The organism is Micromonospora sp. NPDC047074 (genome assembly GCF_040643815.1).
In the GTDB taxonomy this organism is placed as follows: Bacteria; Actinomycetota; Actinomycetes; order Mycobacteriales; family Micromonosporaceae; genus Micromonospora.
The window spans coordinates 26,422-42,828 of sequence record NZ_JBEYVB010000008.1; the positions used below are offsets into that span (position 1 = coordinate 26,422).

Annotated in this window: 15 protein-coding genes and 1 tRNA gene; 10 read left to right on the forward strand and 6 right to left on the reverse strand. The window is 69.4% G+C overall.

All coding sequences use genetic code 11. The features are described from left to right. The first annotated feature begins 76 nt into the window (after positions 1–76). The 3 genes from ABZ809_RS14100 to ABZ809_RS14110 all read left to right on the forward strand — a co-directional run bounded on the left by ABZ809_RS14100 (position 77) and on the right by ABZ809_RS14110 (position 3,030). Positions 77–1,342, forward strand: coding sequence for a hypothetical protein (locus tag ABZ809_RS14100; protein ID WP_357562869.1), 1,266 nt, complete (start codon positions 77–79; stop codon positions 1,340–1,342). 282 nt (positions 1,343–1,624) lie between these two features. Further along, positions 1,625–1,855, forward strand: coding sequence for a hypothetical protein (locus ABZ809_RS14105; protein WP_357562870.1), 231 nt, complete (start codon positions 1,625–1,627; stop codon positions 1,853–1,855). A 368-nt stretch (positions 1,856–2,223) separates the two neighbouring features. Then, entirely contained in the window at positions 2,224–3,030 is an 807-nt protein-coding gene (locus ABZ809_RS14110; RefSeq protein WP_357562871.1) for a hypothetical protein, read from the forward strand. A 428-nt stretch (positions 3,031–3,458) separates the two neighbouring features. Here the strand turns inward: ABZ809_RS14110 and ABZ809_RS14115 are convergent, their stop codons facing one another. The 3 genes from ABZ809_RS14115 to ABZ809_RS14125 all read right to left on the reverse strand — a co-directional run bounded on the left by ABZ809_RS14115 (position 3,459) and on the right by ABZ809_RS14125 (position 4,223). After that, positions 3,459–3,632 carry a hypothetical protein gene (locus tag ABZ809_RS14115; RefSeq protein ID WP_357562872.1) on the reverse strand — a complete coding sequence of 58 codons (174 nt, stop codon included), beginning with the start codon at positions 3,630–3,632 and terminating at the stop codon, positions 3,459–3,461. Then, the gene (locus tag ABZ809_RS14120) at positions 3,629–3,847 is read right to left on the reverse strand and encodes a hypothetical protein (RefSeq protein WP_357562873.1); all 219 of its coding nucleotides are present in this window, start codon (positions 3,845–3,847) and stop codon (positions 3,629–3,631) included. Before ABZ809_RS14120 ends, ABZ809_RS14115 begins: the two co-directional genes overlap by 4 nt. A 169-nt stretch (positions 3,848–4,016) precedes the next feature. After that, positions 4,017–4,223, reverse strand: a complete 207-nt coding sequence (locus ABZ809_RS14125; protein ID WP_357562874.1) for a hypothetical protein — start codon at positions 4,221–4,223, stop codon at positions 4,017–4,019. Between the two features lie 201 nt (positions 4,224–4,424). On the opposite strand from ABZ809_RS14125, the gene ABZ809_RS14130 reads away from it, so the two are divergent. The 6 genes from ABZ809_RS14130 to ABZ809_RS14155 all read left to right on the forward strand — a co-directional run bounded on the left by ABZ809_RS14130 (position 4,425) and on the right by ABZ809_RS14155 (position 12,054). Further along, a complete protein-coding gene (locus ABZ809_RS14130; protein ID WP_357562875.1) occupies positions 4,425–5,552 on the forward strand; it encodes a helix-turn-helix transcriptional regulator in 1,128 nt (375 codons plus the stop codon). After that, positions 5,549–6,127, forward strand: coding sequence for an HD domain-containing protein (locus ABZ809_RS14135; protein ID WP_357562876.1), 579 nt, complete (start codon positions 5,549–5,551; stop codon positions 6,125–6,127). The genes ABZ809_RS14130 and ABZ809_RS14135 overlap by 4 nt, the downstream gene beginning before the upstream one ends. Positions 6,128–7,919: 1,792 nt before the next feature. Continuing rightward, positions 7,920–8,450 (forward strand): GNAT family N-acetyltransferase, encoded by a 531-nt coding sequence (locus tag ABZ809_RS14140; protein WP_357562877.1) that lies wholly within the window; start codon positions 7,920–7,922, stop codon positions 8,448–8,450. Positions 8,451–9,080: 630 nt separating this feature from the next. After that, positions 9,081–10,643, forward strand: a complete 1,563-nt coding sequence (locus tag ABZ809_RS14145) for a replication initiator (RefSeq protein ID WP_357562878.1) — start codon at positions 9,081–9,083, stop codon at positions 10,641–10,643. Further along, complete coding sequence (locus ABZ809_RS14150; RefSeq protein ID WP_145834961.1) at positions 10,640–10,837, forward strand: excisionase family DNA-binding protein; 198 nt, start codon at positions 10,640–10,642, stop codon at positions 10,835–10,837. The genes ABZ809_RS14145 and ABZ809_RS14150 overlap by 4 nt, the downstream gene beginning before the upstream one ends. Continuing rightward, positions 10,837–12,054 carry a site-specific integrase gene (locus ABZ809_RS14155; protein WP_357562879.1) on the forward strand — a complete coding sequence of 406 codons (1,218 nt, stop codon included), beginning with the start codon at positions 10,837–10,839 and terminating at the stop codon, positions 12,052–12,054. The genes ABZ809_RS14150 and ABZ809_RS14155 overlap by 1 nt, the downstream gene beginning before the upstream one ends. Before the next feature lie 78 nt (positions 12,055–12,132). Here the strand turns inward: ABZ809_RS14155 and ABZ809_RS14160 are convergent. Then, positions 12,133–12,206: transfer RNA gene (locus ABZ809_RS14160), tRNA-Pro, on the reverse strand. A 143-nt stretch (positions 12,207–12,349) separates the two neighbouring features. Then, a complete protein-coding gene (locus ABZ809_RS14165) occupies positions 12,350–13,243 on the reverse strand; it encodes a metallophosphoesterase (RefSeq protein WP_357562880.1) in 894 nt (297 codons plus the stop codon). Between the two features lie 25 nt (positions 13,244–13,268). Between ABZ809_RS14165 and ABZ809_RS14170 the strand changes: the two genes are divergently transcribed. Then, a complete protein-coding gene (locus tag ABZ809_RS14170) occupies positions 13,269–13,724 on the forward strand; it encodes a GatB/YqeY domain-containing protein (RefSeq protein ID WP_357562881.1) in 456 nt (151 codons plus the stop codon). A 111-nt stretch (positions 13,725–13,835) separates the two neighbouring features. On the opposite strand, the gene ABZ809_RS14175 is transcribed toward ABZ809_RS14170, so the two are convergent. Continuing rightward, entirely contained in the window at positions 13,836–16,274 is a 2,439-nt protein-coding gene (locus ABZ809_RS14175) for a penicillin-binding protein (RefSeq protein WP_357562882.1), read from the reverse strand. Positions 16,275–16,407 lie beyond the last annotated feature (133 nt).

Genomic DNA, 16,407 nt, shown 5'->3' on the forward strand with positions numbered 1-16,407 from the left:
ACCCTTCGGCGGGCATCAATACCGGGGCATCCAACTCTGTCCTCAGCCCGCTCAATCCCTTCGACGTTAGGACGCGATGTCCGTTCATTCCCCTGCCACCCGCCAACACCTGCTCCGTAGCGGCCTCGCGGTCGGCGCACTGGCCGCGCTCGGCACCGGCCTGTTGCCCGCCGCTCCGGCCGTCGCCGCCCCTGCTCGGGCGGACCTGGTCGTCGCCACCTCCCTCGACCCCGTCGAGGTGCCCGCCAGCGGCGGCTGGTCCAACCTCGTCCTCGACGTACGCAATTCCGGGACGAGGTCCAGCCAGGACGTGACGGTGGCCTTCACGCTGCCGGCGGGCGCCTGGTTCTTCACCGACGGGATCGCGTTCCCGCCGAGCTGGGACTGTGACCTGCTGGGCACGGCGACCTGCACCCACGCCCCGCTCGCCGCCGGGGAGGTCGCCGACACGCTGGCCGTCCCGTTCGGGATCCCCGCCGGCACCGCCGGCGACACGCTGACCGCCACGGCCACAGCGTCGGCCGGTACGGAGTCGTCAACCGCCAACAACACCGGCCAGGCGACCCTGCGCTACATCCCCAGCACCGTGGATCTCGACTTCGTGCCTGCCGCCACCACCCAGCGGTTGCTTCCCAACGAGCAGGCGCAGCTCATCACGTCCGTCCGAAACACCGGCAACTCGCCCTCGGGCGACGTCACCGTCACCACCCCCGTACCGGCTGGCATGCGCGGCTGGGAGACCTACAACGAGGGGTGGGAGTGCGCGTTCGGCGACGGCGTGGCCGACGGCCGGACCGGCTGGCGGTGCATTCGCGGCCCGCTGCAGCCGGGCCAGACGAGCGAACCGCTGACATTCGCCGCCAACCTCACCGACGTCACGGCAGGCGACGTCGTGACGATCGAGGCGACCGCGTCGACGACGTCGACGGAGGCCACCCTGGGCAACAACACGGCGCGGAACACCGTCACGGTGGAGCAGGGTGCCGTCGTGCGCGGCATCGTCTGGGTGGACAGCAACCGCAACGGCGTGCGGGACGCGACCGAGGGAGGTGCCCCGGTCGGCAACGGCGGGATCGATCACATCACGCTGATTCCACAGACCTCGGGCCAGCCCGGCTCCACGGTCACCGTCAACCCCGACGGGACCTACGTCGGGTACGTCCGCTCGGGCACCTACCGGGTGGAGTTCCACGTGCGGGACCCGCACGAGTTCGTCGACTCGGTCGACTCGGATCTGATCTACCACTGGAACGAGACCGGTGGTTACACCAACTACGGCTACACCGACTGGTTCACGGTGGCGATTGGTGACCAGGTCACCCTGGACGCGGGCGTGAACTGACAATCCTCGGCACCGTACCGGCAACACCCGGGCGGTCCGGCCTCAGCGACCGGGCCGCCCGGATCGTCGAGAGGGCACCTTGCGGCAGCAGCACAACCCCAGCGGCCAGGTGAGAGGCTGCGACAGCTGCTGCTGTACCTCCGCACCAGAGGGCGCATCCAACGATCGCCGCCGATGGTTGCACATCCGCTGCACGCGCCCCCTGCCTCTGCTGTCGTCCCGTACGCCGCTGCCGGGGCCAGCGGGCCGGCCTCCTTGTTGATCAAACGTAGACTTGCAGGCATGAAGCGCCCGCTTCTCCGGGTGACGCAGCTCGTGGGGTTCCTGCTCTGGCTTGCGTCGGGTGTCGGGTTGTTGCTGGGCTGGCCCGATACGGCCACGTCGCTACTCTTCCTCGCCGGGCTGCCGTTGTTTCAGGGCCCGACTGCCGTTGCCGCTTGGCGGGACAGGAAGCCCAACCCGCCGAAGTCTGCGGAAGAGGTCCTGAGGTGGTATCCGAAGTGGTGGGCCTGACCGCCTCCCGCTATCTGCTGCATCCCCACTGCCTGCCGCCGACCGCTCGACGCCGAGCGGGCCGTCCGCCCGGTCCGTCACGTGAAGCGGACATTGACGGCTCGTACGGACGCTGTCGGAACATCCGACGGTTTGCGCTCCGCTATGCGGGGCGGGTGAGCTGAGCGGACCACCGTCAGTTTGGAAGGTGCCTGAACCGCCGGGCACATCATCGTGAACGTGCTGGTGATCAGGCTCGTCACCGGAGACCACCGTGCCGGGAACCGACCGGGACAGCGCGTCACGGAATGTGTCGATACAGTGACGCACGCGCCGGCAGTGGCCGCGACGTCAGCCGCTCCGGCCGTCACACCGAGAGAAGGAGCATGATGCGCCACTGGATTCGGGGGACCTTGGCCGCACTGGCCCTCATCGCGGCGACCGCCCTCGCCCCGTCACCGGCCGCCCACGCCGCAATCGGTCCCTTAAAGGCCACGTTGACCTGCGATCCGACGACCGAAACCATCCGCGCCACCGCGACCGGTGGCGGCTACGGCCCGAACCGGGCGCTCAGGGCGGTCTTCCGGCTCGTGGACGGAAGTTACGCGACCGAGGCCGCCGCCGCACCGATCGCCGGCCTCGGCACCCAGTCGACCGTGTCCTTCACGACCGACGCCACCGGGCGTTACGAGGTGACCGGTGACGAGAAGTCCTGGCCAGCCGAGGGCTACCTCTTCTATTCGGAGCGGGTCCGGGTCACCATCGTGGACCCGACCACCGGGTACGAGTTGGTCTGGAAGAACATTTCATGCACCCACGACGTCCGCACCACGTACACCGCCGAATGTGACCCCGTCACGCACACCGCCGTGATCAGGGCCGATGGCCAGCACTACCCTGCGCAGCGCACCCTGCGCGTCCGCTACTTCCCGGTCCGCCTGCTCTCCCAGCCGGTCGCGAACGATCCAGGCTGGGAGACCTTCTGGCCCGAAGACGAACCGCCGCGCCGCTCCGTCCAGGTCCCGGTCAGCGCTGAGGGCACCTGGTCCGAACCCGGCCACACGTTCACCGACCGTGCCGGCTACTACGCGGAGTGGGACTGGCGGATCGAGGTCTGGGCCACGGCTTCCAACGGTCAGCAACTGCTGGTCGGGCGCGGTTTCGTCACCTGCGTCACGGCGGACCAGCGCCCCTGACCGGGCATTGACCGTCGGTAACTGGGCCACAAGCGAACGTCCGGACGATCCTCGCGGATCGACCGGGCGTTTCGCTGTTCACGGAGCGGTGGCGGCGGGATCTGACCCCTGGAGGGCGTGAACCCCCACAACTTTCGAGGTCTGCGACCTTGCCCACGTGGCGGACGAACTCCAAGATCGTCTCCCAGATTTCTCCCACGGGCACTCCCGAGAGACAGTTCAGGGCCGGCTTCCTTAGCAGGAAACCGGCCCTGAGCTGGCCTTACCTCTGGTCGGGGTGGCCGGATTCGAACCGACGACCTCTTCGTCCCGAACTGTCGGCGAGCGGGGCGGATCGGGCTCGATGCGAGGTCAAACGGCCTGCTGAGGCGCTTCTCGGACCCGTTCGGCTGGCACGGTTGCTGTACTTCGCTGCTGTACTGCTGGCATCAGACGAGCCGCTGGATGCGGACCTTGGGCTGCTCGTTCCTCAGGTGGCCTTCCTTGTGCTGGCGGACCTGCTCGTCCCAGACCTCTTGGTCGTAGTCGGGGTCGGGCGGGATCCACTTGTGGGAGCCGTCGCTGTAGTGGAACTTCTCGTCGCCGGGGCGCAGGATGCTCACCGCCGCCAGCCGAGGAAGCGTCGGTGTAGTGCCCCCGCTGGCACCCAGGTCAGGTCTTCGGAGGCCCGCACCAGTTGGGCACCCAGGTAGAGGGACAGGGATATCGGAGCGCCGTCGAACTCCGCGCGTAGCTCTCGCTGCCGGGTCCGGCAGGGCCAAGGCGCGTCGCAGCCGCCGCAGCTCCAGATCGGTAGCACCGGGCCGTGCGTGGTCATGCGCGGCCTCCGAGCGGTGCCGCCGTCAGGGACCGCGTCTGCCGGCTGGTCGCCAAGTTCACCTGCCAGCACGGGTACGGCGTGAGCCGCGACCACCACGCCCGACAACCGGGGCAGAGGCCGTCCGTCCCTGCCAGGTGTACGACCGGGATCCGCTCCGCCTCGTTGCTCATTGTTCCTCCTTGGCGGGCCAGTGCCCCCGGTTGATCGGGACGCGGTGCCGGCTACGACAGGGCAACTCCGCCCCACAGCGGCAGACCCAGCTCCACTTCCGCCACGACCACGCCGGCCGGTGTCGTCGCGCCAGGGTCATCGCGACGGCGATCAGGTACTGGTCGTAGGAGACTCGTCGCCACGGTGGTGTTCTGTCCGGCATCACTGCCTCCCTCCGCAGGGCAGCGCTCCATTACCGGCCCCGAACCACGGGATCGGATCTGGAACGTTCGGTAACTGCGACGCTACGATCACGACGACGGCGGTTGGACTCACCCGCAGTACGAGTAAGCAGGCCAGGTGAGCTGCCGCAGCATTGGTTCACGGCGGGAACGTCGACCACCGGCCAACGTAGGGATGACGGATGACAGGTCGCGGGCGATCAGCACCACATCGCGGCGAGGTGACCGGCTACCTGTTCAAGCTGATCCGGGAGTCCATCCCGCTTACACAGGAGCAGCTCGCCGTCGACTTGGGCGTCGACCGCGTTACCGTGCAGAGCTGGGAATCCGGGCGCCGGCCATTCTCTGCGGTGCCGCTCGGACAGGCGATCGCCGTCCGGCACAGGTTAGGACGGCTCGGCGCGAACACAGTCCTGCTCGCCGCACTCGACGACGCCGCCGAGGCGGATCTCGTCCTCGCTGCCGTCCTCGACGAACAGGTGGACCGCTGCGACATCGCCGAACAGCCGCTGGGCTGGTCCGTACTCACCCACCGTTTGACCGACCTGATCCTCTGGGCCGTCCTCGGGCAGGCACCGACCTTCGCCAGAGGGTTATCCATCGCCCGTCCCCGGCGGGGTCCAGTCGCGTCCGGACCGGCCCTGCCCGTCGACGAGCGACGCGTGTTCTTCATGAACCTTCACGTGCTCGCCGAACGTGCCGCAGCCGGACGGAATCGGAACGTGCTGTTGCACCGGCAAGCCTGCTTCGTCGCCGGCATGGACCCCACGAAGGCAGCGGCAGGATGGCTCACCCAGACCACAGCGCGCGACCGCCGGCTAAACACCTTCCGCACCTGGTCACCGCTGTGGCCCGAGGCCCGCTCCGTCGTCACGTCCCTCGCCAACCAGGGCGACCCGGAACCGTTGCGGGACTTCATTGCCCGCGCACACCCCGACGACGCCTGCGAGCGAGCAGCCCTCAACTACTCGGCCTACTGGGTGGGCGAGATCCCGTACCGCCACCGCGACGACTCCTTCATGCCTGAAGCGCTCGCAGACTGGCATGGCTCAATCCTTCTCCGGCACCTGGTCCAACGCCTGGAACCTGGGCATCCGTTCGTCGACCTCAACATCCACAACATCTGGGCTCTGCTGACCGCACGACGCGGTCTCACCGTCGACAGCCCCGCTGCGGCTCGGGCACTCCTCGACCGCAGTGTCCCGCTCCTGGACAGTGACCGAATCTCCGCTCAGTCCCGGCAGGAACTAACCTCTATCGTCTACAGCCTGCGAGCGGACGGACTCACCGGCAGAGGGACAGGCAGATGACCGACGACCACGACGCCGCCGGAGCGATGAGCTTCATCTTCGAAGCCGGCGTCCTCAAACGCGCCGCCCGCACCGGCTGGTGGTTCGCTGGCGTCAAGCAACCCGAGTCGATTGCCGAACACTCGTTCCGCGCCGCGCTGATCGGAATGATGCTCGCCGCCATGGAAGGCGCCGACCCAGCCCGGGTGTCGATGCTGTGCGTCCTGCACGACACCCAGGAAACCCGGATCACCGACATCCCGCACATCGCCAAGCGTTACCTCACCGCCGTACCCAACACCGCCGTCACCGCCGACCAGGTCGCCGCCTGCCCACCGGCCGTCGCCGACGTCATCACCGCCGCCGTCGCCGAATACGAGGCCGGCGAGACGCTCGAAGCCGTCATCGCCCGTGACGCCGACAAGCTGGAATGCCTAGCCCAAGCGGTTGAGTACCGCCATCAGGGCATCGACAACGTCCAGCGCTGGATCGACAGCTCACGAGCCGCACTCAAGACCGCGAGCGCCCACCGCCTCGCCGACGCCGCCCTCAGCGGACAACCCCTCGCCTGGCTCACTCCCCCGCCGCCGGAGTAAGCCTTCAACACTTGGCGTTGTATTGATCCACGCTGGGGGCGTAGTCGATCGAAGCGGACAACTTGGCCTCTGAGCTGCTGCCATGCTTGGCACCGATGGTCAACGATGGGTGCTGCGGGTCCGCCTCAGACGGCCCGAAGACGGCATGATCTTGATCCGGTCGGTCCGCTCGGTGCCGTCTTCCCTCCCCCTACTTTCCCCTGCGTCGGGCGCTACAGCCACGCTGGCTCATCGCCTACGATCATGCTCGTGGAGGGCTTCGGGGCAGTCGGCGTGCTGCTCTGCGGCGCGCTGAGTTGCCTGTTCGTCTGCCTGATGCTCTGTGCCGTCGCTGCAGCATGGGCGGCCTGGCCCACGCGTCGACAATGACTACGCCTCCGCCAGCCTCAGATGTTGAAGCGGAACTTAGACGGCCTCTGCCCTGACCTGCGGCGACCTGGTCGGTGCACTGGTCACGCCTGCTCCTGGGCTCAAGTCGTTGATGGCTGGTTGACGACCTCTCACGCTGTCTTGTGCCCCGTGTGCGCCCCGGGAGACTCCTTGACCCCCAGGCAACCAACACGCTCCCCTGAGCTGCTGCTTTGTAGCTCCTGGGCTGCCGACATGGTCCGTCAGTGTCCAGGCTTGTTCGTTGGCGTCCGCGCCGATCGTCACTCACTTGGTCACCCAATTGACGGGGGTGGTCAACTAGGATCCGGTTAGTCACACCGGAGGGGTCAGATGGAGACATGGCGTGTCCTGGCAGGTGCCGCCATGTGCCTGGCTATGAGCCTCGTAGGTGTCGCCCTGGCCACCAACTTTCGCGGCGTGACGGAGTGGCACGTGCAGCGGTCGATGTCTGCGGCGAGCGGGCTACGGCGAGTCCCGCCGTGGCGCTGGCTACCCGACGTCCCGCATGAGGAGCGTCTAGCGCGCTTCATCATGCTGGAACGGGTGATTGGCGTAGCTTTCGCTGTGGTCGGCCTTATGTTCTTGGTGACTGTCGGCTTCAGCGTCTTGACCGGTCAGCCGATGCAGACGGTGAAGTAGGCGACATCGCCGGGCCGAATTGCCATCCCGTCTGCCGTCGACCCGCCCTCCTGGGGAGCGGGCTGCCGCCCGGCCCGCCACGTCAAGCGGACCTTGACGCACGGACGGACGCTGCCGGAACAGCCTGCGTCGGTGTCGGCTCTCGTGTCACGGACCGCGCCCCCGGCGGACACCGCCACAGTGGCGCAGTTGACCTAACCTCGCCCGGCACGGACTCGGCTCCCGGGGTCAAAGCTGGCCACCGGCGGCCACCCCTCCCCCTCCCAGGTGAGCAGTTGACCTGACCCTGAGCGGCTGCGGAGCCGGCTCCTGGGCGACCGGCATGCCGCCGCGCGGACACCGCCCCCATGCTTGGGGCTTGCCGCGCGGACCCGGCGCGCCCTTTCCTGCGCCGCGCTGCTCGGGCGCGGCGCGGCCGGCTGCCGGCGACGGACCTCCACCACTCTCAACTACCCCGTCTGCGGCGGCCCCTCCGGGCTTTCCGCTCTCCGCGCCAGCCGCCGGGCGTGTTGCGCGGCCGGAGTCGGAGCGCCAGCGGAGCGACGGACGCGCGCCCAGGCGGCGGCGCGTGCGGCCCGTTCAGGGCCGCCTTGATAGATGTACAGAAACTCCTCCCACGCCCGGCAGTCGGCTATCCTCCGTCGGCTGATGTGCGACACGTCCGCCAACTGATCTGCGACGCCTCAGCGCACTGGTCGCCGTAGATGCGTGCGACGGGAATCGGGTTGAGCCGCGTTACTCGGCGCTGGCTAGATTGGGTCGCATGCGCACCATTGCCAGCGACCGCCTCCTGCTGCGCCCCTGGCGCGACGAGGACGCCGACTTCCTTCTGGATCTGGAGTCGCGCTGGGAGGTCGTGCGGTTCCTGGGCGCGCAGCCCACGATCATGAACAACCGCGAGGATGCCCTCGCCTCGATCGCACGCCGACGCGCCCTAGACGATCCGATCCACGGGATCTGGGCCATCACCACAGCGGCGGACGGCCGACTGGTGGGAAACCTCCTGCTCAAGCCAATTCCCCTGTCGGCCGGTGAACCGGCCGGCGGGCCGACCGATGTCGAGATTGGCTGGCACCTGCATCCGGACGCCTGGGGGCATGGCTATGCCACCGAAGCAGCGGCGGCGGTCCTGGACGACGCGTTCAGTCGGGGGCAGACGAGGGTCATCGCGGTCACGGATCCGGACAACCATGCCTCCCAGGCCGTCTGTCGGCGGCTCGGCATGACGCACTTAGGTCGGACAACGAGGTACTACGACACGCCGAATGAACTGTTTGAGAAGCTGGCCAACTGATCGGCAAAGACCACCACGACCGCCTCTACGTCGCCGGACCCTGTCGCACATCACCTGGCAGAGATGCGTCGCGCATCAGCCGTCGGATCACAGGCCGACAGCCGCCCGGATCGCCTCCGGTCAGGGTCACGGCGGGTTGACGTGTCCGCACCCGGTGCTACCGTGGTCTTCTGTCGAGCACGCCAGCGCGGCCTTCCTGCCGGACCGCTGAACTCGACTCTGGAGTTGCCGAGCGGCCTTCTTGCCGCTGATGGGGGTCACGTCCCCGCCGGCTCTCGATCGCACCGGCCACTGCGCCGATCCCCGGAATCCACTGAGCGGCCCAGCACGGCCTTTCCTGCCGTCCACGATGGCCCGGATCCGCGCACCTCGACGGGTGGGGATTGCCTGCGGCAACCCACGGGATGCCGATGACCAGGCACCCCACCCGTCCCGGCATCACAGCACGATCCGCAAACCGGAAGGACGTAACCCACTGGCGGTCAGTGGCTCGGCCACGCTTCCGCCCTCCGGCGTCAGCCGCCCTCCCCGGCGGTGCCAGGAGACACCACGAACACCACCGACGGACACCGCTCCGACAACCGATGGCAGTTCGTACCCGTCCCCTGCCACCGCCTGAGGAGAGATTCCGTGTCTACCCTGCTCACCCTGCGTCGCCCCGGTCTCGCCGCCGGCCGTGATGCTCAAGCCCTGCACCGAGCCGCCACGCCGGACTTTCTCGGCTGGCTGGAGCACACCCGCGCCGCTGCCGGCTGCACCCGCCCGATCCGCCTGACCGGCACCCTTACCGCCGTCGAGCCGGCCACCGGCCGGGTGGTTGGGGAGCGGCATACCGACGAGTTGCCTGACCGGACGCTGTACAAGGCGTGCGGCAACCGCCGTGCCGCCCAGTGCCCCGACTGCGCCTGGGTCTACGCCGGCGATGCCTTCCAGGTCGTCCGCTGCGGCCTGACCGGCGGCAAGACCGTCCCCGCCACCGTCGCCCGGCACCCGGTCGTCTTCGCCACCTTCACCGCACCGTCCTTCGGCACGGTGCATCACCGGCACATCCCCCGTCACACCTGCGGCAGCCGGCGGCGCTGTGACTGTCGCCCCGCACCCTGCCACGCTCGCCGCGTTGCTGGTACCTGCCCGCACGGGCGGCCCGCGGCCTGCTTCGCCCGCCACGACGCCGACGATCCTCAGCTCGGTCGGCCGTTGTGCCTGGACTGCTACGACCACGACCACCAGGTCGTGTGGAACGCCTTCTCCGGCGAGTTGTGGCGGCGCACGAAGCAGGCCATCGATCGTCACCTCACCGCAGTGTGCCGTCGACGAGGCATCGGTCATGTCCAGGTCGTCACCGACACCGGCAGGGTGCGCCGGGTGCCGCCGGTGCGGGTGTCGCACGGGAAGGTCGCCGAGATGCAGCGCCGGGGCGCGGTGCACTTTCACGTCCTGCTCCGTCTCGACGGCGTCGACCCGCTCGACCGGCACGCCCTGGTCCCGCCGCCGGCCGGCATCACGGCCGATGACCTTGACGACGCCGTGCATGCAGCGGCCCGGCAGATCACCGTCACCACCCCCGCGCACCCCGACCGACCGCACGGCTGGTCGATCGCCTGGGGTGAGCAGGTCGACGTGCGCCGCATCGGCACCGGCGACGGGGACGTGACCGACGGGAAGGTCGCCGCCTATCTGGCGAAGTACGCCACGAAGTCCACCGAGGTTACCGGCCACTGCTCCACGCGACTCACCCCGGACACCATCGACGCCTACGCGGACCCGGAAGGCGACCACCTGGCCCGGCTCCTCGACGCCTGCTGGCGGCTCGGCCGTCCCACCCACACCCGGGCCAGCAACACCGCCACCTCTACGGGCAAGCGTCAAGGCGACCTTGACAGCAGACCGAACCCCTACGCCGGGCTGCGCCGCTGGGCGCACATGCTCGGCTACGGCGGCCACTTCCTCACCAAGGCCCGCCGCTACTCGGTCACCTTCGGCCTGCTCCGCGCCACCCGCGCCACCTACCGCCGCACCGAGGACGACACCGCCGACACGATCACCGTCGGCACCCTGGCCTTCACCGGCTCCGGCTGGCTGACCAACGGGGACGCCCTGCTCGCCAACACCGCCGCCGCCCAACACCGGGAACGCAGACGCGTCGGCCGGGAAGAACTCGCCCACGAGGCGTGGTCGGGGGTGGCGGCATGACCAGAAACCTCACCCCGCGCTGGTACTCACCTGCCGAGGTCGCCGTCTTGCTCGGCTTCGGCCTGTCGAAGGTCAAGATGAAGATCGCCACCGGCGAGCTGCGCTCGATCAAGGACGGCAAGTACCGCCGCATCCTCCCCGAGTGGGTCGACGAGTACATCCGCGAGCAGGTCGAGCGGCAGGAGGCGGCCTGATGCCCGGACGCGCACGAGCCAACGGCGAAGGCTCGATCTTCCCCTACCGCAACGGCTTCGCCGCGTACGTCTGGGTCACCAAGCCCGACGGCAAACGGACCCGCAAGTATGTCTACGGACAGACCCGCGAGATCGTCCACGACAAGTGGATCAAGCTGCACCAGCAGGCCAAGGCGGGACCGGTAGCCACCCGGGTGCCGATCCTCCGTGACTACCTGACCTACTGGCACCGGGAGGTCGTGCGTCCCAACCTCGCGCCGCTTACCTGCGCCACCTACGAGACGATCCTCCGGTTGTACGTGATCCCTGGGCTCGGCGGTAAGCGGCTCGACCGCCTCCAGGTGCGCGACGTGCAGACGTGGATCAACGAGGTGGCCCGCACCTGCCAGTGCTGTGCACAGGGCAAGGACGCCCGCCGCCCGGTGGCCCGACGGCGATGCTGCGCGCTCGGCCGGTGCTGCGTTGACACGCCGTCCGCCCGCACCGTCAAGGACATCCGGGGTGTGCTGCGCTCGGCGCTCAACCACGCCGCGACCGAGGAACTGGTCACCCGCAACGCCGCCGCCCTGGTCAAGCTCCCACCGGTCCGCCGCCGTAGGGGCAGGGCATGGAGCAGCGATGAGGCGCGTCGCTTCCTGGAGTCCGCGCGGGCGGACCGGGATCCGCTCTATACCGCGTACGTGCTGATCCTGGTCCTCGGCCTGCGCAAGGGCGAGGTGCTCGGCCTCACCGAGGATGCCGTCGACCTGGCGGCGGGGGAGCTGTCGGTCGGCTGGCAGTTGCAGCGGGTCGGCGGTCAACTGCTGCACCGCGAGACCAAGACGCAGAGCTCGGACGCCACTCTCCCGCTGCCGGACATCTGCGCGGCGGGGCTGGACCTTCGCCAGCAGGCGAGGAAGAACGACCGTGATCAGGCGGGCATCGCCTGGCAGGGCTCCCGGCTGCTGTTCACCACCCGCTACGGAACTCCGGTCGAGCCGCGCAACTTCAACCGCTCCTGGGATGCCCGCTGTGCCCGCGCCGGGGTCCGGAAGATCACCGTGCACGACGCTCGGCGTACTTGCGCGACCCTGCTCGTCGACCTGGACGTGCACCCGCGCGTCATCATGCAGGTGCTCCGGCACGCGGAGGTCTCGGTCACGATGGAGATCTACTCGCAGGCGTCCTCGGACGCCACCCGCGACGCCCTCAAGCGCCTGGGGGAGAGCCTGCGGTGACCGCCGCTGCTGTACTCGACTGCTGTACGAATGCATCAGGGGCCACTCTCATCGATGGAGAGTGGCCCCTGACCTCGGTCGGGGTGGCCGGATTCGAACCGACGACCTCTTCGTCCCGAACGAAGCGCGCTACCAAGCTGCGCCACACCCCGAGGCGTGCCGACAAATAGTAGCCCACCCCGCTCGGCGGTCAAACTCGGTACCCCCACCGCCGTACCGGCCCCTCACGGGTCCCGCACCTCACCCGGAACCCGGCCGGGCCGTGAGCGGGGCCCGGCGGAGCACAGGGGCGCGGTCAGCGGGGGATAAGGGTGAGCACGCTCGCCTCGGGCGGGCAGGCGAACCGGACCGGCGCGGTCGGGTGGGTGCCGAGCCCGGCGGAGACGTGCAGCCAGGAGTCGGACCCGGGCCAGCGGTGCAGGCCGCGCGCCATCGATCGGGGCAGGCCGCAGTTGGTCACCAGCGCCCCGACTCCCGGTACGCAGACCTGGCCGCCGTGGGTGTGCCCGGCGAGCAGCAGCCCGAAGCCGTCGGCGGCCATCCGGTCGAGGACGGCGGGCTCGGGGGAGTGGCTGAGTGCGATCGAGAGGTCGGCGGTGGGCAGCACCGGCCCGGCCACGGAGTCGTAGTCGTCCCGTTCGATGTGCGGGTCGTCGACCCCGAGCAGCTCGACGACCCGGCCACCGGCCTTGAGGGTGGTGCGGGCGTTGTTCAGGTCCGCCCAGCCGGCGCCGACGAGGACGTCGCGCAGCTCCTCGTGCGGCAGCTCGACGCCGTCCGTGTACTCCCGGTCGGGCAGGAAGTAGGTGAACGGGTTCTTCCAGACCGGCCCGGTGTAGTCGTTGGAGCCGAAGACGAAGGCCCCCGGGTAGTCGAGCAGCGGCTGGAGGGCCCGCAGCACGCCGGGCACGGCGCCGGGGTGGGCCATGTTGTCGCCGGTGACCACGACCAGGTCGGGGTCGAGCGCGGCCAGCGACGCCACCCAGCGCTGCTTGCGCCCCTGGTCGGGCATCATGTGCAGGTCCGACAGGTGCAGGACGCGCAGCGGCTCGGCATCGGCTGGCAGCACCGGCACGTCGTAGCGTCGCAGGGTGAACATGTTGCGCTCGACGAGGGACGCGTACGCCAGGGTCGCCGCGCCGAGGGCGACGGTCCCGGTCGCGAGCCGGAATAGTGTGCGCTTTCGCATGGCGTTCAGGGTAGTTTCACCGTCCATGAGCACGCTGAAGGACCGTCTGACCGCCGACATGCGCGCCGCTCTCAAGGCGCGCGACGAGCTGACCACCTCCACGCTGCGGATGGCGCTCGCCGCCGTCGGCACCGCCGAGGTCGCCGGCAAGGCCAAGCGCGAGCTCACCGACGACGAGGTGCTCGCGGTGCTGACCAGGGAGTCGAAGAAGCGCCGGGAGGCGGCCACCGCGTTCGCCGACGCCGGCCGCACCGCGCAGGCCGCGAAGGAGACCGCCGAGGGCGAGGTGCTGGAGCGCTACCTGCCGAAGCAGCTCTCCGACGCCGAGCTGACCGAGCTGGTCACGGGGGCGCTCGGCGCGGGCGGCTTCAGCGGCAAGGCGCAGATGGGTCAGGCCATGAAGGCGGCCCAGGCCGCGGTGGCCGGCCGGGCCGAGGGCGGCCGGGTCGCCGCGGAGGTACGGCGGCAGCTCGGCCTCTGACCCGGGCCGCAGGCCGGCCGCGGCAACGCGCACCCGGCCACCCGGTCCGCGTACGCGAAACGGGCGGGCACCCCTCGTGGGGTGCCCGCCCGTCCGGTTCGTGCGGCCGGCTCAGCCGCCGGGGCGTCCGCCTGGGCGGCCGGGGGTGCTCGGCTGACCACCAGGGCCGCCCGGGCCGCCGGGGCCGGCACCACCGCCGGAGCTGATCTGGATGGTCACCACGCCGCCCTTGATGGTGCGGCCGTCGGGGCTGGTGCCGGCGGCCTTGCCGGCCGGGCAGCTCGATTCGACCTTGATGTCGGAGATGACGGCGTCGAAGCCCTCCGCCTCGATCCGGGACTTGGCCTGCTCGGGGTCGAGGCACTTGACGTCGGGGATCCGGCGCTGGTCGCCGTCGGAGATCTTCTTGCCCGGGGGCTCGAAGTTGATCCGTTTCTTGCCCTTCATGGCGTCACGCAGCGTCTCGATGACCGGCGGGTTGATGCCGTCGCGTTGCTTGTGCCCCATCTTGACGTTGGTCTGCGGCCAGTCCGGGTCGGCCATGATGCCGGCGACCGCGTACTGCTTGGTCATCGCGACCAGGGCGGCGGTCTTCTCCGAGTCGGTGGTGCCGGACTTGCCGGCCACCGGGGCGTCGACGACCTGCTTCACCTCGGCGGCCGTACGGCTGCCGCCGCACTTGCTGGTGGAGGAGTTGTCACCGACCGGGCAGCGGGCGGCGTCGACGGCGGCGCGGGCCACCTCGGTGCTCACCCGCTTCTCGCAGCGCGGGTTGGCGATGTCGAGCTTCTTGCCCTCCGGGTCCCTGATCTCCTGCACCGGGATGGGCTCGCAGTACTTGCCGTCCGCCGCGAGGGTGGCGTAGGCGTTGGCCAGCTCCAGCGGGGTGGTCTGCGAGACGCCGAGGGTGAAGGCGCCCCACTGGTGCGCGGCCTCCTTGTCGTTGGCGAAGTCGGCGTCCTGGCCCTGCCGGAACTGGATGCCGAGCCGCTTGGCCACGTCGACCACGTTCTCCGCGCCGACCTGCTGCTGGAGCGGCACGAAGTAGGTGTTGATGGAGGAGGAGAAGGCGCTCCACATGGTCTGCACGCCGCCGGCCTTCTTGCCGGAGTTGGTCGGGCAGTAGAGGTTGGTGCCGGGGCACGCCGCCGGGCTGCTGCTACTGATGATGTATTCCGACTTGAATGTCTGCGGGGCGTTGATCGTGTAGCTGAGCGGGATGCCCTTCTCCAACGCGGCCACGATGGTGAAGATCTTGAAGGTCGAGCCGGCCTGGTAGCCCGTGATGCCGTCGCCGCCGCTGAGCAGCGGGTTCACGGTGTTCGGGTAGTTGCCGCGCTTGCCCTTCTTGCGCTGCTTCGGGTCGCTGTGCGCCTTGTTGGCCGGCTTCTTCGGGTCGTCGAGCTTGAAGTTGCGGTTCGTCGCCAGCGCCCGCACCCGGCCGGTGCCCGGCTCGACCACCGCCACCATGGCGGCCTCCTTGGCGGACTCCTTCTTGGCCTTGCGGACGGCCTTGTCGGCGCCGCGCTGGGCCTGCGGTTCCAGCGTGGTCACCACCGTGTAGCCGCCGCTCTTGAGCCGCCGCTCCCGGTCGTACGAGGTCGAGCCGAAGGTCTCCTGCCCCATCCACCAGCGGTAGAAGTAGTCGCAGAAGAAGCCCCAGCCCTTCTCGTTGGCCGAGACGCAGCCGTTGGGGGCCCGCTTGCCGGTGATCTTGAGCTGGACGGCCTTCGCCGCGTCCGCCTCCTGGCGGGTGATGGCGCCGATCTCGACCATGTTCTCGATCACGTAGTCGCGCCGCTCGACCGCCGCCTTGTAGCCGCTCTTGGTGGTCGGGTCGTTGGTGCTGGGCGCCTTCACCATGCCCGCGAGCATGGCCGCTTCCTCGATCTTGAGCTTGCTCGGCGGCTTGCTGAAGTAGACCTGGCTGGCGGCGTAGATGCCGTACGCGCCGTTGCCGAAGGCGGCGATGTTGAGGTAGCGCTCCAGGATCTCGTCCTTGGAGAACTCCTTGTCGATCTGGATGGCGTAGCGCATCTCGCGCAGCTTGCGGGCGCTGGTGTCCTCGGTGGCCGCGACCACGTCCGCCGGGTGGGTCGCCGAGTAGGCGATGGCCAGCCGGACGTACTGCATGGTCAGCGTCGAGGCGCCCTGCTGGCTGGCCGCGCCGGACTGGTTGTTGACGAAGGCCCGGGCGATGCCGTTCAGGTCCACGCCGTTGTGCTTGTAGAAGTCGTGGTCCTCGGCGGCGATGATCGCCTTCTGCATGACGGGCGCGACGTCTTTGAGCTTGACGTCCTTGCGGTTCTCGTCGTACAAGGTCGCCAGCGGGGTCTTGCCGTCGGCGGCGACCAGGTGGGTGATCTGCGGCGAGCGGGCCACCGTCAGCTCCTTGGGCAGCGCGCCGAAGGTCTCGGCGCCGGCCTTCGCGGCCAGCCCGGACATCGCCACCGCGGGGAAGGCCGCCGCTGCGACCACCACACCGGCCAACAGGCCGCAGATGAGTAGCGATGCGGCGTTGGTAAAGACATTGTGGTCACGTTTCCGCATCCAGGTCACCTCGACAGGGTACGCGAGTAGGGAACGAGGGGCGCCGGGGCGTTCTTTCCCCATTTCCTGCGCGCGCCGACCTCGTTGTGCTAAACGCATGACCCCCGGTGCGGGGTTGCGTGAATCCGGCGTC

Excerpts from the sequence above, each read along its gene's own strand:
- ABZ809_RS14100 (WP_357562869.1), top strand. The coding sequence starts at position 77 with ATGTCCGTTCATTCCCCTGCCACCCGCCAACACCTGCTCCGTAGCGGC.
- ABZ809_RS14105 (WP_357562870.1), top strand. The coding sequence starts at position 1,625 with ATGAAGCGCCCGCTTCTCCGGGTGACGCAGCTCGTGGGGTTCCTGCTC.
- ABZ809_RS14110 (WP_357562871.1), top strand. The coding sequence starts at position 2,224 with ATGCGCCACTGGATTCGGGGGACCTTGGCCGCACTGGCCCTCATCGCG.
- ABZ809_RS14120 (WP_357562873.1), bottom strand. The coding sequence starts at position 3,847 with ATGACCACGCACGGCCCGGTGCTACCGATCTGGAGCTGCGGCGGCTGC.
- ABZ809_RS14125 (WP_357562874.1), bottom strand. The coding sequence starts at position 4,223 with ATGCCGGACAGAACACCACCGTGGCGACGAGTCTCCTACGACCAGTAC.
- ABZ809_RS14130 (WP_357562875.1), top strand. The coding sequence starts at position 4,425 with ATGACAGGTCGCGGGCGATCAGCACCACATCGCGGCGAGGTGACCGGC.
- ABZ809_RS14135 (WP_357562876.1), top strand. The coding sequence starts at position 5,549 with ATGACCGACGACCACGACGCCGCCGGAGCGATGAGCTTCATCTTCGAA.
- ABZ809_RS14140 (WP_357562877.1), top strand. The coding sequence starts at position 7,920 with ATGCGCACCATTGCCAGCGACCGCCTCCTGCTGCGCCCCTGGCGCGAC.
- ABZ809_RS14150 (WP_145834961.1), top strand. The coding sequence starts at position 10,640 with ATGACCAGAAACCTCACCCCGCGCTGGTACTCACCTGCCGAGGTCGCC.
- ABZ809_RS14155 (WP_357562879.1), top strand. The coding sequence starts at position 10,837 with ATGCCCGGACGCGCACGAGCCAACGGCGAAGGCTCGATCTTCCCCTAC.
- ABZ809_RS14165 (WP_357562880.1), bottom strand. The coding sequence starts at position 13,243 with ATGCGAAAGCGCACACTATTCCGGCTCGCGACCGGGACCGTCGCCCTC.
- ABZ809_RS14170 (WP_357562881.1), top strand. The coding sequence starts at position 13,269 with ATGAGCACGCTGAAGGACCGTCTGACCGCCGACATGCGCGCCGCTCTC.
- ABZ809_RS14175 (WP_357562882.1), bottom strand. The coding sequence starts at position 16,274 with ATGCGGAAACGTGACCACAATGTCTTTACCAACGCCGCATCGCTACTC.